At 70.2% G+C, this 13082-nt stretch carries 9 protein-coding genes and 1 pseudogene; 1 reads left to right on the top strand and 9 read right to left on the bottom strand.

Going from position 1 to position 13082, the window contains the following annotated elements; all coding sequences use genetic code 11:
- From H7I41_RS21865 to H7I41_RS21840, 6 genes are all read right to left on the bottom strand, one after another.
- A partial coding sequence (locus H7I41_RS21865; protein WP_264014718.1) for a PPE family protein occupies positions 1-1019 on the bottom strand: 1019 nt, incomplete at its 3' end.
- 1 nt (position 1020) lies between these two features.
- On the bottom strand, positions 1021-1332 hold the full coding sequence (locus H7I41_RS21860; protein ID WP_264014717.1) for a PE family protein: 312 nt from the start codon (positions 1330-1332) through the stop codon (positions 1021-1023).
- Positions 1332-5291 (bottom strand): type VII secretion protein EccCa, encoded by a 3960-nt coding sequence (gene eccCa / locus H7I41_RS21855; RefSeq protein ID WP_264014716.1) that lies wholly within the window; start codon positions 5289-5291, stop codon positions 1332-1334. Before eccCa ends, H7I41_RS21860 begins: the two co-directional genes overlap by 1 nt.
- A complete protein-coding gene (gene eccB / locus H7I41_RS21850; RefSeq protein WP_264014715.1) occupies positions 5288-6868 on the bottom strand; it encodes a type VII secretion protein EccB in 1581 nt (526 codons plus the stop codon). Before eccB ends, eccCa begins: the two co-directional genes overlap by 4 nt.
- Positions 6865-8706, bottom strand: a complete 1842-nt coding sequence (eccA, locus tag H7I41_RS21845) for a type VII secretion AAA-ATPase EccA (RefSeq protein ID WP_264014714.1) — start codon at positions 8704-8706, stop codon at positions 6865-6867. Before eccA ends, eccB begins: the two co-directional genes overlap by 4 nt.
- A gap of 141 nt (positions 8707-8847) precedes the next feature.
- The gene (locus H7I41_RS21840) at positions 8848-9741 is read right to left on the bottom strand and encodes a class I SAM-dependent methyltransferase (RefSeq protein ID WP_264014713.1); all 894 of its coding nucleotides are present in this window, start codon (positions 9739-9741) and stop codon (positions 8848-8850) included.
- 111 nt (positions 9742-9852) lie between these two features.
- Between H7I41_RS21840 and H7I41_RS21835 the strand changes: the two are divergent.
- A pseudogene (locus H7I41_RS21835) lies at positions 9853-10446 on the top strand (class I SAM-dependent methyltransferase); the annotation flags it as partial.
- Between the two features lie 18 nt (positions 10447-10464).
- Here H7I41_RS21835 and H7I41_RS21830 read toward each other — a convergent pair.
- From H7I41_RS21830 to H7I41_RS21820, 3 genes are all read right to left on the bottom strand, one after another.
- Complete coding sequence (locus tag H7I41_RS21830; RefSeq protein ID WP_264014712.1) at positions 10465-11523, bottom strand: aldo/keto reductase; 1059 nt, start codon at positions 11521-11523, stop codon at positions 10465-10467.
- An 8-nt stretch (positions 11524-11531) separates the two neighbouring features.
- A complete protein-coding gene (locus H7I41_RS21825; protein ID WP_264014711.1) occupies positions 11532-12053 on the bottom strand; it encodes a nuclear transport factor 2 family protein in 522 nt (173 codons plus the stop codon).
- A 126-nt stretch (positions 12054-12179) separates the two neighbouring features.
- Positions 12180-13019: a helix-turn-helix transcriptional regulator gene (locus H7I41_RS21820; RefSeq protein WP_264014710.1), complete on the bottom strand. Its 840-nt coding sequence runs from the start codon at positions 13017-13019 to the stop codon at positions 12180-12182.
- Positions 13020-13082: the final 63 nt, after the last annotated feature.

Genomic DNA, 13082 nt, shown 5'->3' with positions numbered 1-13082 from the left:
CCCGGCGGAAGGCCGGCCGCGGTGAAGGATCCGGGCTGGTCGGCCCGGGCCGGGACCTGTGCGGCGGGCGCCGCGGGCGCCTCGGCGGGCACGTCGGCCGGTGGCGCAGGCAACTGCTTGAGGTACTGCAGCACGCCGCCGATGATCCCCAGTGTCAGCGCCAGAAGCGGCTGGATCAGCAGCTGCGGGTAGGTCAGCGAGGCACCGATCCACGAGATGGCCTGGTAGGCCACGGCGAACAGGAAGGGCCCCCAGGTCTGCAGCGCCGCAGCCGGATTGGTGAGGAAGTCGGTGATCAGCTGGATCGTGTTGCCGATAGGATCCCGCAGGAAGTCCGCGATCTCCTGACCACCGGGGAAGATGTTCAGCAGATCCGAGAGCCAGTCCGAATTGTTCAGCGCCGAACCAGATTCGGTCGCCTGGGCCTGGGCGCCGGTCTGCTGCAGGGTCGCCATCGCGGTGCCGGCCTCGCCGACGCCGGGGGTGAGGATGAACGGTGATGGCAGCGAGGCCGGTGTGCTGGCCATCGCCGCGCCGGCCATCGCCTGATAGGTGCTCATCGCGGTCGCGGCCTGGATCCACATTCGCACGTAGTCGGCTTCGTTGATCGCGATCGGAATCGTGTTCAGGCCGAGGAAGTTCGTCGCCACCAGTACGCCGTGCACCACGTGGTTGGTGACGAGCTCCGGCATCGTCGGCGTCATCGCCAACGCCGTCGTGTACGCCGCCGCCGCCGTCGTGTGCTGCGCCGCGGTCACGGAGCTGTTGGCGCTCTGCTGGGCCAGCCACGCCAGGTAGGGCTGATGGGACGCCACGTACTGCTCGGCGCTCGGACCCTGCCACGACCCCGCCTGCACCGCGCCGAGCAACGCCGTCAACTCCGCTGCGGCCGAAGCGTACTCGGCGCTCAACGACTGCCATGCCCCCGCAGCGGCCAGCAGCGATCCGGGGCCCGGACCACTGCTCAGCAGCGTCGAATGCACCTCGGGTGGCAGGGCCATGAAGATGGGGGCGGTCATCTCAGCCGCCGCGTGCGATCAGGTACGACGACGCCGCCATCGCGTCACCGGTGGCGTAGCTGACGCCCGACTCGCCCACTCCCATACCCGAGCGGCCGAGCTCTTCGACGCCGAGCGCGGCGGTCGCGGCGTGCTGGTTGCCGTGCGCGCTGAAGCCCGCCGCGGTCTGCAGCGACACCACATCGGCCCCCGGCGGCAGCACCGCGGTCACCGCGGGTGCGGCCGCGGCGTGCGCCGCCGCCAGCCGCGCGGTCAGACCCTCGACCGCGGCACTGGCCGCGGTCAGTCCCTCGGGAACGACACGAAGCGTCATCAGCTGTATTCCTTTCCGTTGCTGTCCGTCCCTCGGCCGCCCTGGGTGGCGGCCTCGCCGACGAGTGGATTGACGAGCTGCACGAAGGTCGGGAGGTCGCCGTCGTCCAGCAACATGCCGCGGCCGGCGGTCAGCCGGTTGAACCTGTGGCCGCGAATCTTACCGCTGTCCTGGGGATTACCGGACAGCAACAGCGTCGTCGCCTGCAGGTCGTTGAGCCTGCGCAGCAACGGCGCCGTCATGATCGCGTGCGCCGAACCGGTGGCCCGCGCCGTGACGATCACCCGCAGGCCGAGGTCACCGGCCTGGCCGAGCAGGCCGAGCAGCGGCGTCCACGGCCGCTGGCCCACGTAGGGTCCGCTGACCGCCGGGCTGTCCGGGATCTGGTCGACGTCGTCGATGATCAGATAGTGCGTGTGGCCCTGATATCCCCAGCTGCTCAACTGCTGGGGCGTGAGACCCGCGGGCGGGCGGCGCTTCTCGATCAGCGCGGCCAGCCCGAGCATCGCCGGTGTGATCCGGTCGATGTTCGGCGTGTACTCGTTGTCCGGGAACAGCGGCTCGTCGACGAGGTGCAGCCGCCGGTCGATCACCGTGAACGCGACGTCGTCCTGCCGCGAGTTCTCCCGGACGGTGCGGATCAGGTGCCGCAGCAGGGTGGTCTTGCCCGCCCTTGCGTCACCGAAGACCATGAGCAGCGGATTGCGCTCGAAGTCCAGCGTGACCGGTGCGAGGTCCTGTTCCCGCTGGCCGATGACCACCCGTTCGGGCGGCGTGTACAGCGGGGCAAGCACTTCGGGTCGCAGGTCGGTCGGCAGCAGCCGCACCCGCGGCGCGGTGACGTCCGGGTGCCGGTTGTTGATCGCGCGGATCACATCCAGCGGCGGGGCGGCGATCAGGAAGTGCTCGGCCGCCATCGTCAGGCCGCGACCGGGCTGATCGGCCGGCACGCTCTCGGCGGGCCTGCGCAGTCCGCCGACGATCCGCACGTTGCTGTCGCGGGCGTCGTGAAGCTTGAGTTCCAGTCGAAGGCCGAGGCCGTCGCGCATGTTCAACGGCACCTCCAGCCAGTTCGGCGTGGTGATCACGACGTGGATGCCGTAGGCCAGTCCGCTGTTCACCAACTCGGTGACCCTGGCGAGCAGCGGGTTCCGGGTGTTGAAGGTGTCGGTGTTGTCCCGGCTGAACGCGTACAGATTGTCGATCACCAGGAACACTTCGCCGTAGCCGTCGTCCCGGAAGTCGGAGCCCCGTTCCTGGCGTGCCCGCAGCAGCTGCTCCAGCTCGCCGAAGGTGCGCCGGATGCGTTCGGGCTCCAGCGGAGTGGCGACGCTGCCCACATGGGCGAGCTCGGCCATCGGACGCAGCTGCCCGCCGCCGTAATCCAAGCAGTAGAACGTCACGTCGCGCGGTGAGTGCAGCGCGGCGGCCGACAGCATGAACGTCTGCAGCGCCGTCGACTTGCCCGACTTGGGCCCACCGTGGATCACCATGTTCCCGGCCGCCGAGTTGGCGTCGAACATCAGTGCGTCGCGCCGCATCTCGAACGGCCGGTCGATCTCGCCGAGCGGCCAGCGCCACTGCCGGGCGTTCACTCCGGACCGCTGGAGCAGGTCGAGCAGCGGGATCGAGTCCTCCAGCGGGGGCAGCCACAGCGGCGGCGCCTTCGGGCCGTACTGCGCCAGTTGCTCACCGATCGTGGCGATCAGCTTGCGCGGCGGCAGCACCTCGACGTCGGCGTCTGCGGACGGGATGATGGTGTCGGGCTCGGGCTCCACCCGCGTCGCGGTGAACTGCTGCGGCTGCGGCAGCGCCCGCACCACGATGGCCTTCTCCACCCGCGGCGGCTCGTAGATGCCGTCGACGTAGGTGCTGCGGAACTTGACCGGCACTGCGCCGGGGGCGGGGACCAGGAAACCCTCGCCCTTGTGTTCGCGGCCCGATTCGATGTGGTACGCGTCCTCCACCCCGATGATCTGGCGGGAGACACTGGGACTGGCCACCTTCAGACCGATGCGGTACGACGTGTTCTTGTCGATGTCCTTGATCCGGCCCACGTCCAGCGTCTGCGACGCGAAGAGGATGTGGATCCGGAACGACCGGCCCTTGCGGGCGACGTAGTCGAACAGGTCGGCGTACTCGGGGTGGTCGGCGAGCATCAGCGTGAACTCGTCGGCCACCACGAACAGCGTCGGCATCGGCGGCAGGTCGTGCCCGGCCGCGATGGCGGCCTCGTACTCTGTGACGGAGTTGAACGCGCTGCCCTGCACACGCCTGCCGGACTCCTTGAGCAGCTGCTCGCGCCGGGCCACCTCTCCGCGCAGGGTGTCGGCGAACCGGTCGGCCAGCGACTTCTTCTCGGCCATGTTCGAGATGACGGCGACGACCTGCGGGAAGTCGCGGAAGATATCGGCGCCCGCCTCGCCCTTGAAGTCGGCGTAGATGACGATCAGCCGTTCGGCCGAGTGAGTGGTCAACAGCGACAACAGGATCGACATCAGGGTCTGCGACTTGCCCGAACCGGTCATGCCGATCATCAGGCCGTGCGGACCCATGCCGCCCTCGGCCTCGTCCTTGAGGTCGAAGTACAGCGGTTCGCCGGTGGCGGTGACACCGATCGGCACCCGCAGTTCGTCGTCGCGGTTGCGCGGCGCCCACAACGCGGCCACGTCGAGTGCGGACGCGTCGGGGATGCCCAGCAGCGTGGTGAACGTGGAGCCACCGGTGGTCGTCGACCGGGCGTGGTTGGGGTTGGAGTCCCAGCGGGACAGCCGCCGCGCGATGTGGCGGCAGTCGTCGGCGCCGATGCCGTCGGCGACGTCGACGAAGGGCTGCCAGCCGCCGCTCAGCCACCGCTCGATCCGACCGTCGGCGACCTTCAGGATCGGCCGCTCGGGGTCGGGGTACTGCTCGCGGTTCGGCGGCGTGGTGGTGCGGTGGATGACGGTGACGCCGGCCAGGCCGGGCCGCCGCACGATCGCGTCGAGGTCGGCCTCCGGGTCGTCGACCACGATCAGCAGGTGCTTGAGCGCACCGTCGTTGCTGCCAGGGAACGCATCCCGGCCGGCCAGCGCCGGACCGAGCAGTTGCCGCAGTTCGCCTGCGGTGGTGGTCAGGTAGCGCGCCGGGCCGACGCCGTCGGTCTCACCCGGGACGTCGACGTGCGGCAGCCACTTCAGCCAGGACCAGTCGTCACCGTCCACGTCGGGTGACGCGAGGGCGACCCCGAGCACTGCTGGATCGTGCCAGGTGACCGCCTGGGCCAGCCATGCGCGCACCGCGGCGCGCACGTCGTCGGCCTCACCGAACACCGTGATGCGGGCCAGCTTGGCGATGTCGATGCCCGCCGGGGCATCGCGGACCGTGCGCTGCACGTCGAGCAGCCCACGCAGCGTGCTGTGCGACACCGGCTCCAGGTCGATCTCGTCGGCGGTGTCCTTCACCCGCAGCGTCGCGTTGAGCGGCGTGTCGTGCAGGCCCGCCCGCAGCACCAGGAAGTCGTTGTCCCGCGGATCGCGCTCCCACTGCCTGCGGGTGCCGGGGATGGTGGCCAGCACCTCGGGGTCGGGATGCGACCACTCCAGTGCCGCACGCTGTTCGGCGGCGTGTGCGCGGACGTTGTCGCGGACCACCGACAGGTAGCGCAGGTAGTCGGCGCGTTCGGCATCGACCTCCTCGGTGCGCATCTTGTTGTCCGAGCCGCGGTAGAGCGCGGTGGCGGCCAGCAGCAGCACGAACGGGAAGAACAGGATCTGCGGCGAGATCAGCCGCATGCCGGTCGCGACGAGCGCGACGATCATGCCGACGATCAGGATCACGATCAGGTACGGCAGCACCCGGCGCAGCAGCGACGGCGGCACCAGCCGCGGCAGTTCGGGCGGCGGTTCGATCGTGATGGTGCCCTTGCGGGTGGTCGGCTGCGGAAGCCGCCGGTGGGCCTCGAAGATCAAGCGGCTCATCGGTTCTCCAGTCGCGCGGGGCTCGGGTCGGGCAGCAGGGTGTCGTGCGCGAGCAGCGCGTCACTGCGGGACAGGGTCGGGCCCGCGGCGAACTGCGCCAGGACGGACCACGGGACGGGCAGCGGCGGGGAGCTCAGGCCCAGCGCGGCGACGGCGTCGTCGTCGGCGCCGGTGTCGATGCCGTAGCGGACGCCGGTGTCACTGATCCAGAACAGGGACCCGGCGGTCGGTGAGCCAGGGGCCTGCCCGACGGTCTGCACGAAGTATCCGCTGCCGGGGGCGATCGCCACCCGGTTCGCCGTCGTGCCACTGCCCGCGCCGACCAGGGTGAGCGTGCGCTGACTCTCGGGCAGCGGCAGGGTGGCGCCGGACAGCAGGGCCAGCGAACTCTCAGCGGCGCCTTCCGGTTTCGTCCACCGCGCGCAGGTGACGGGGTCGGCGGAGGTGTCCACCAGATCGACCGTGGAGTCGGGGTACGCGGCGGTGTCGATGCCGCGTGCGACCGGCATGCGGGCCACCTCGTCGGCGCCCAGCCTCGGCGCCTGGGCCAGGCCGTAGGAGTTGGTGTTGCGCAGGATGCCCGCCAGCACCGGCGACACCGGCTGAAGGCCGTCGGACAGCACGGCGTAGTAGCGGATCGAATTGTCCGCCTCGAACGCCGCGACCACGGCGCCGACAGGGACCTGGGCCGACAGCGGGAACTGCGGCGGCGCACCGGCGCCCGCGATCGGCGGCGCGGCGAGCGCCGGAGCCTCGGGGATGGCGTTGAACAGGCCCGCGGCGATCGGGCGCGGCGACGGGATGTCGCCGCCGAAGCCGAGTGCGTCGGTCACGGCGCGGTTGGCCAGGTCGACCGGGCTGCGCCTGCCGTCCCACAGCAGCCAGGTGCCCGCGTTGGTGCCCTCGGTGTCCTGCACCAGCACGGCCTGGTCCGCGGCCAGCGTCGCCGCGCGCTCGCCGCCCGACCCGGTGGCGCCGGCGATCACGGTGACGCCGGTGTCCGGTCCTGCAACCGCGTCGCACACGGTCCAGTCCGCGTCCGCGTCGGTGCTCTGCACCATGCGTTCCGGTGCGCCGGGGATGCCGATCAGATTGCCGCGGGGGAACTGGTCGATCTCACTGGTCTTGACGGTGGTGGGGTTGTCCGCACGGCCCGCGATGAGCCGGGCCGACGTCAGGTTGAGCACCGGGTGCAGCTGCTCGCCGACCTTGACGTAGAGCGCGGCCGTCGAGCGGTCGGCGAGGATCGAGTCCGTGCCCGCCGACCCGGACGGCCGGATGAAGGAGAACAGGAAGCAGCCGATCAGGCCGGTGACCACGATGAGGGCGCCGGTGATCACGGCGCGGCTCTGGGTGCGCAGCGGGTCGACCAGCATGCGGGTGTCGTGCAGCGCGACGCCGGAGGCGATGCGGCGCATGACGAATCGCCAGCCGGACACCTGATGACGGGTGACGAAGCCGCGGCGGTACTCGACGCGGTCGGGATTCTCGTTGGCCGGGGTACGGGAGGTGAAGGAGCGCCGGTCCTCGGGGTCGGAGGGCAAGCGCGAAGCGCCACGGGAATTGGGAGAGGTCATGCCTGCACCGACAGTTCCGGCACGGTCAGACCGAGCCCCTTGAGCAGCGGCACGGCGGAGCTACGCACATCGTCGGCGGTGATGGTCATCAATTCCTCGTCGGTGAAGTCGTCGACGTCGGAGTGGTCGAGGCGGTACTCCCGCTCCTCCTCCGAACGCTCGACCAGGTTGCGCACGAAACGGCCGTTGCCTGCGATGTCGAGGCTGCGCCGGTCCACGCCGTTGGCGTCGGGCGTGGTGGACCGCGCGAGCTTCTCGAAGAGGTCCTCCATGTGGTCGTGCGCGGCCTTCTCGAACACGCTGTCGCGCTTTTCGGCCATCCGCATGGCGATCTCGACGAGCTCGGCGCCCGAGTAGGACGGGAAGTCGATGCTGCGGGTGAAGCGGGAACGCAGGCCCTCGTTGGTGTCGAGAAAATTGTCGAGGTCCTTGCGGTAGCCGGCGACGATCACCACGAGCCGGTCGCGGTCGTTCTCCATCCGGGCCAGCAGCGTGTCGATGGCGACTAGCCCGAAGTCGTTCTTGGCGCCGGTGGACACCAGCGCGTATGCCTCGTCGAGGAACAGCACGCCGTCGAGCGCACTGTCGATGATGGCGTTGGTCTTGGCCTCGGTCTCACCGATGTGCTGGCCGATGAGGTCGGCGCGGTGTACCTCGCGGACGGTCTCCTTGCGCAGCAGGCCGAGTCCGCAGTAGATCTTGGCGACCACCCGGGCGATGGTCGTCTTACCGGTTCCGGGTGGGCCGGCGAACACCAGGTGGTTGGTGCGCTGGGCGACGGTGAGCCCGCGCTCCTGGCGGCGCAGCGACATGGCCACCGAGCTCTTCAGCCGGGCGACCTGGTACTTGACCTCCTCGAGGCCGATGAACTCCGCGAGTTCGGCCTCGGCCTCGACCAGCAGGTGCGACTTGCGGTCCTGGGCGCCCGGGTCGATGAAGTCGGCCTCGCCGGGTTCGGTGGCCGGATCCCACGGGTTGCTGCGCGCCTCGATCCGGGCGGCGGTGGTGGTCGGGATGCCGAATGTCTTGTCTGTCAGCGCCGTTTCGACCTGCGCGTTCTCCGGGTTCGCGGCATAGAGTTCCTGCAGCACGTCGGCGGCGTCCTCGTCCTCCCCCTCGGCGCGCAGCACCAGCGCCTTGGCCAGCGCGCCGTCCACGGCGGCCACCGCGACGGGGCCCGCCGGCTGCTCGAGATAGGACAACGCCGGGGAGAACATGCCGATCCGGGCCAGCGAGATGCCCAGCGCGATCCGCGCGGCATGCGAGAACGTCTCGTCCTGTGTGGTGTCGTTGACCACCGGGGTCAGCAGCCGCACCACGTCGGACCAGCGTTCGGCCCGGTAGTTGATCGCCACCCGCACCCATCGGGCCTGCACCCAGCCCGGCCGGCGGTCGAGCAGTTCACCCACCAGCTCGTCGGCGTCGGCGTACGCCTCGTTGTCGGCCAGCGTTGCCGCCCATGCCAATTGGAAGTCATCAGGGTCCGAGGCCCGGAACTGCAGGTACAGGCCGGTGTCATAGGTGAACGCCAGCGCGCCGGGCGCGAGGTCGATCTCGCGCTGCAGCAGACCCGCCGAGCGCCTGGTGCGCCAGATGGATTCGATGACATGCCCGGAGACGTCGCCCGCGGCGGCGAGACCGGTCCAGGCATCGCAGTGGTCGTGCGCGACGTGGGCGAGCGCGGCGAAGCCCGACCGCGCGGCGGTCAGGTCTGCGGGACGTTGGCGGTCGTTGACCGAGAGGCCGAGCGCCCGGCAGCAGGTGGCGAACCGGCTGACCACGTCGCGGTCGATTCGGGGCGCTCCGTGCGAGAGAGCAGCAAGCGTGTCATTACCCATGTCTGTGCACGGGAAGCGAACCCCGTCACCGGGCAGCCCCCGTTTTCTCCCCTTATGTAGGCAAAGCTAACTTTTGCTGAAGTTAGCATTACCTAGCCTCACTGTCGAGACTCACGGTCTCGCCCGCAAACGTGAGCCCGGTCACCGTTTGACGGCGCTGACCAGGGAGATTGTCTGGAACATCGGACCCGCCTCGGTGTCGGCCGCCGGAACCGGTCGGCCGACTTGCCGCAGGTAGTCGGCGAGGCGGGTGGTGTCGGCGGTCCATCCGCGGGCCGTGAACCAGTCCTGGGCGGCCGCGTGCTGTTCGTTGTAGATCAGCGTGAAGAACGCGTTGTCCCCGCCCGCTGCCCGCTCCTCGGCGCGCTTTGCCTCGAACACCGCCGGCGGCATCGGCGTCGCCTCCTCGACCGCGACGCGGCTGCCCGCCGCGGCGAGCGTGTCGATGCCGGAGAACAACTGGTCCTGCGCCGTTGCGGGCAGGTACATCAGCAGCCCTTCGGCGAGCCACGCCGACGGCGCCGCGGGGTCGAACCCGCCGTCGGTCAGCGCGGCAGGCCAGTCGCCGCGCAGGTCGACCGCCACCTCGCGGCGGTCGGCGCGCGGGGCGTCACCGTGGGCGGCGAGGACCTCCCGCTTGAACTGCAACACCTGCGGCTGGTCGAGCTCGTAGACGACGGTGCCGTCCCGCCACGGCAGCCGGTAGGCCCGCGAGTCCAGGCCCGCCGCGACCAGGACCACTTGTCGCACACCGGCTTCGGCGGCGGCGATGAAGTAGGTGTCGAAGTAGCGGGTGCGCGCGCCCTGGAAGTCGACGAACGCCGCGCCGAACTCCGAGGCGAGCGGGTGGTCGGGTGCCTTGCCGTCCAGCAGGGCGGTCCAGTCACCGCCCGCCGCGCGGCAGAACACCGAGGCGTAGGGATCGACGGCGAGCGGTTCCGCCTTCTGCGCCTCCAGCGCCCGCGACGCGGCGACGAACAGCGCCGTGGAGCCGACGGAGGTGGTGATGTCCCAGGAGTCGTCGTCGGTGCGCACGCGGGCGAGGCTACGCCGCTTCGCTGACAGCTTCCTGACCGCCGAGCCCGCCGAGACTACGGTTGTTGACACGTTTTCCGCCGATTCCCGTCAACAACCGTAGTCTCGGCGCACGTGGCTGCTCCGTGGAACGTCAACATCCACTACGACGCGACCATCGACCGGTGTGTGCCGCTCGACGCGGCGTCGGTGCTCGACGTGGGTTGCGGCGACGGGTTCCTCGCCGCCCGGTTGGCTCGGCGGGTGCCGCGGGTGGTAGCGGTGGACGTCGACGCCCCGGTACTGCAGCGAGCCCGTGAGCGCTTTCCCGACGCACCCGTCGAATGGCTGCGCGGCGACGTGCTCACCATGGACGAGCTCGGCCGCTTCGACGCGGTGGTGTCCAACGCCGCGCTGCACCACCTCCCGGACACCCGGGCCGCACTGCGGCGACTGCGGTCGTTGGTGGCGCCGGGCGGGACCCTTGCCGTCGGGGCGCTGGCCCGACCCGGTTGGCGTCACCTGCCCTGGGCGACCCGGAGTTTCGTGGCGACGGGCGCGATGCTCCTGGTCCGCACGAAGTGGGAGCACACCGCACCGATCGTGTGGCCGCCGCGCGACGACGTGCACACGCTCAGGCGCCACGTCGCCGAGGAACTACCAGGGGCGACGGTGCGGCTGCTGATGATGGGTCGGGTGTTGATCTTCTGGCGGGCGCCGTCGTGACGCGCTCGGCTCGCCCGTTCACTCCGGCGCGGGCCACATTCCGCGATCGCGGTGGGAGTCGATGCGATCGAGCATGCCGCCGTAGGTGGGTTGACTCGTCGTGGCCAGGAAGTCGGTCGGGAAACCCATCGACACGGCGCTGACCTCGTCGAGGCGCGTCATCGTGTCAGCGTCGAGCGTCACCAGCAGACATCCGGCGTTGTCCTCGAACTGCGCCACCGTGCGGGCGCCGATGATCGGGATGACCTGTGCGGGCTGCCGTTGACGCAACCACGCCAGCGCCACCTGCGGCGACGAAGATCCCAGCTGGGCGGCGACGTCGCCGACGGCGCGGGCGATCGCCAGGCTTCTCTCGTCGAGTTCTCGGAAGCTGACGGTATCCAGGCGCCGGCCGCCCTGGCTTGCCCCGCCGCCGGCGTACTTGCCGCTGAGGATGCCCGAAGCCAGCGGTGACCACGCCACCACGGTGATGTCGAGTGCGCGGGCCATGGGAAGGAGTTCGCGCTCCGGAGTGCGCTCGATCAGGTTGTACTCGATCTGCAGGCCGACGAACGGCGACCAGCCACGCAGTTCCGCGATGGTGTGACAGCGCGCCACCACCCATGCCGGCGCGTCCGAGATCCCGACGTACAGGACCTTGCCGGAGCGGACCAGGTCGTCGAGCGCGCGCATCACCTCGGCCTCCGGCGTGAGGAAGTCCCAGGCGTGCACCCACAACAGATCGACGTAGTCGGTTCCCAGCCGCCGCAGCGACCGTTCGACCGATTGCACCATGGACTTGCGGCTGTTGCCTGCGGCGTTCGGGTCGGTGCCCGGCGGCGCGTCGGTGTACTTGGTGGCGATGACCACCTCGTGGCGGTGCCCGGTGATCAGCCGGCCGAGGTACTCCTCCGAACGGCCCTCGGCGTAGATCTCGTTCGCCGTGTCGACGAGGTTGCCGCCGGCGTCGCGGAAGGCCGAGTAGATGGCGCCTGCCTCGTCCTCCCCGGTCCCCCACCCCTGCGCACCGAACGTCATTGTGCCCAATGCTATCTCGGAGACACGCAGGCCACTGTTGCCCAGGAGTCGATACCGCATGAGGAGTCCTATGACCGTGCCGCGGCTTGCAGTACGCCGCGGTCGCCTTCCTCGTAGAGCCGCTGTATCGCCATGTCGGTGACCTGCCAGCCGGCGGGCCCGAGTTGCAGACGGTGGGTGTAGACCCCGCCAAGCGTCCAGGATCGGCCGTCGAACCAGTGCGAGGCTCGTACGTGTGAGAGCGCGATCGCTCCAGCGCCCTCCGGAGAGACCACGACGTTGGTGATCTGGTGCTGGGTGGCGTCCAGACCGCCGAGCGTGGCGCGCCACTGCTCCAGCAGGGCCGCGCGCGTCACTGTGGCCGCCTCACCGCCGAACACACTGACGTAGTCGGTGGTCACCTCGTCGGCCAGCAGTGTGCCCACCCGCTCCCACTGGCGCAGATCCGCGAACAGCCCGACACCCGTGACCGTGTCGGTGATCGCCGACCGATCCTCGGTGGTCAACGAGCCGGTATGCGCCGCGCCGGGAACGGCCGTCATCCCGAACGTCGACATCAGCACTGCTGCAGTCGCCAGCACGGTCTTCATCAGGGTCCCTCCGCGAGCAGCGCTTCTCGGCCGTGACCGGACCGACGCTAGTACGGCGGCCGGCACCGGGCACCGGGCGAACGCGAAATGAGCAAGATCGGTCCGGTGGACACCACGGGGCCAGCCTCAGAACGCTGGAGCGAGATCGCCGAAGAACCGGCGGTACGTCCTGCGGAACTGCGACAGGTCGGCGATACCGATCTCGTCGGCGGTCGCGCGCACCGTGGTGCCGGCGGTGAGCGAACGGTGCGCACGCTCCATCCGGACGGCCATCGCATAGGTCGCCGGTGTGACACCGGCGGTCCGCCGGAATGCTCGGTGAAAGTGGTACGGGCTCATCAACGCAACGGCGGCCATCTCGTCGAGCGTCACCACCCGGCGGTGATGGGCGCGCAGGTGGACGCCCACCCGCCTCAGCGTGGCGGGGTCGAGCCGGCCGCCGTGCCCACGAGGCCGCCGACCGCCGAGATGGGTCACTGCCACGTGCACCGCAACATTGGCGATCAGTGCTGACGCGGCCGACGGCGCCACCGCGGCGCCGCGAAGGACTGCCGTGCGGAACGCGACACACGTGCCCCAGATGACGTCGTCGTCGGGCAGCTGGCGGTACTCCTCCAGGTCAGCCCAGCGGCAGCCGGTGCGCGCGCCCACCTCCACGAGCAACGCCGGGGCCGGACGGATGTCCACGCTCTCGGAGGGTTCGGCGACGTCGAGCCAGGTGATGCTGCGCGGCCCGGTCAACCCGACCGTGCCCGCAGCGAAGGACCGGACGTGCGACGCCCCCGATCCCACGCGGATCTCCGCCGCGCGGTGGCCGGTGAACGACACCCCGAATCCGAACGGTTCACTGCGCGAGGTGAACCCGCCCGCGCGGTGCGGAGGGAGCCGGTTGACCTCCACGACCCCGGCCGGACAGCCGACTTCGGTGGATCCCGTCCTCCACATCCCGACCTCCGGACCGGTCATGCGCACTTGCGTCCGCGACCGGTCTGATCACCGGCCGCTTACCGGCCTCAGCGTAGGCGATTC

The organism is [Mycobacterium] manitobense (genome assembly GCF_025821665.1).
GTDB lineage: Bacteria > Actinomycetota > Actinomycetes > Mycobacteriales > Mycobacteriaceae > Mycobacterium > Mycobacterium arseniciresistens.
This window is presented reverse-complemented; position numbering and strand designations above follow the sequence as displayed.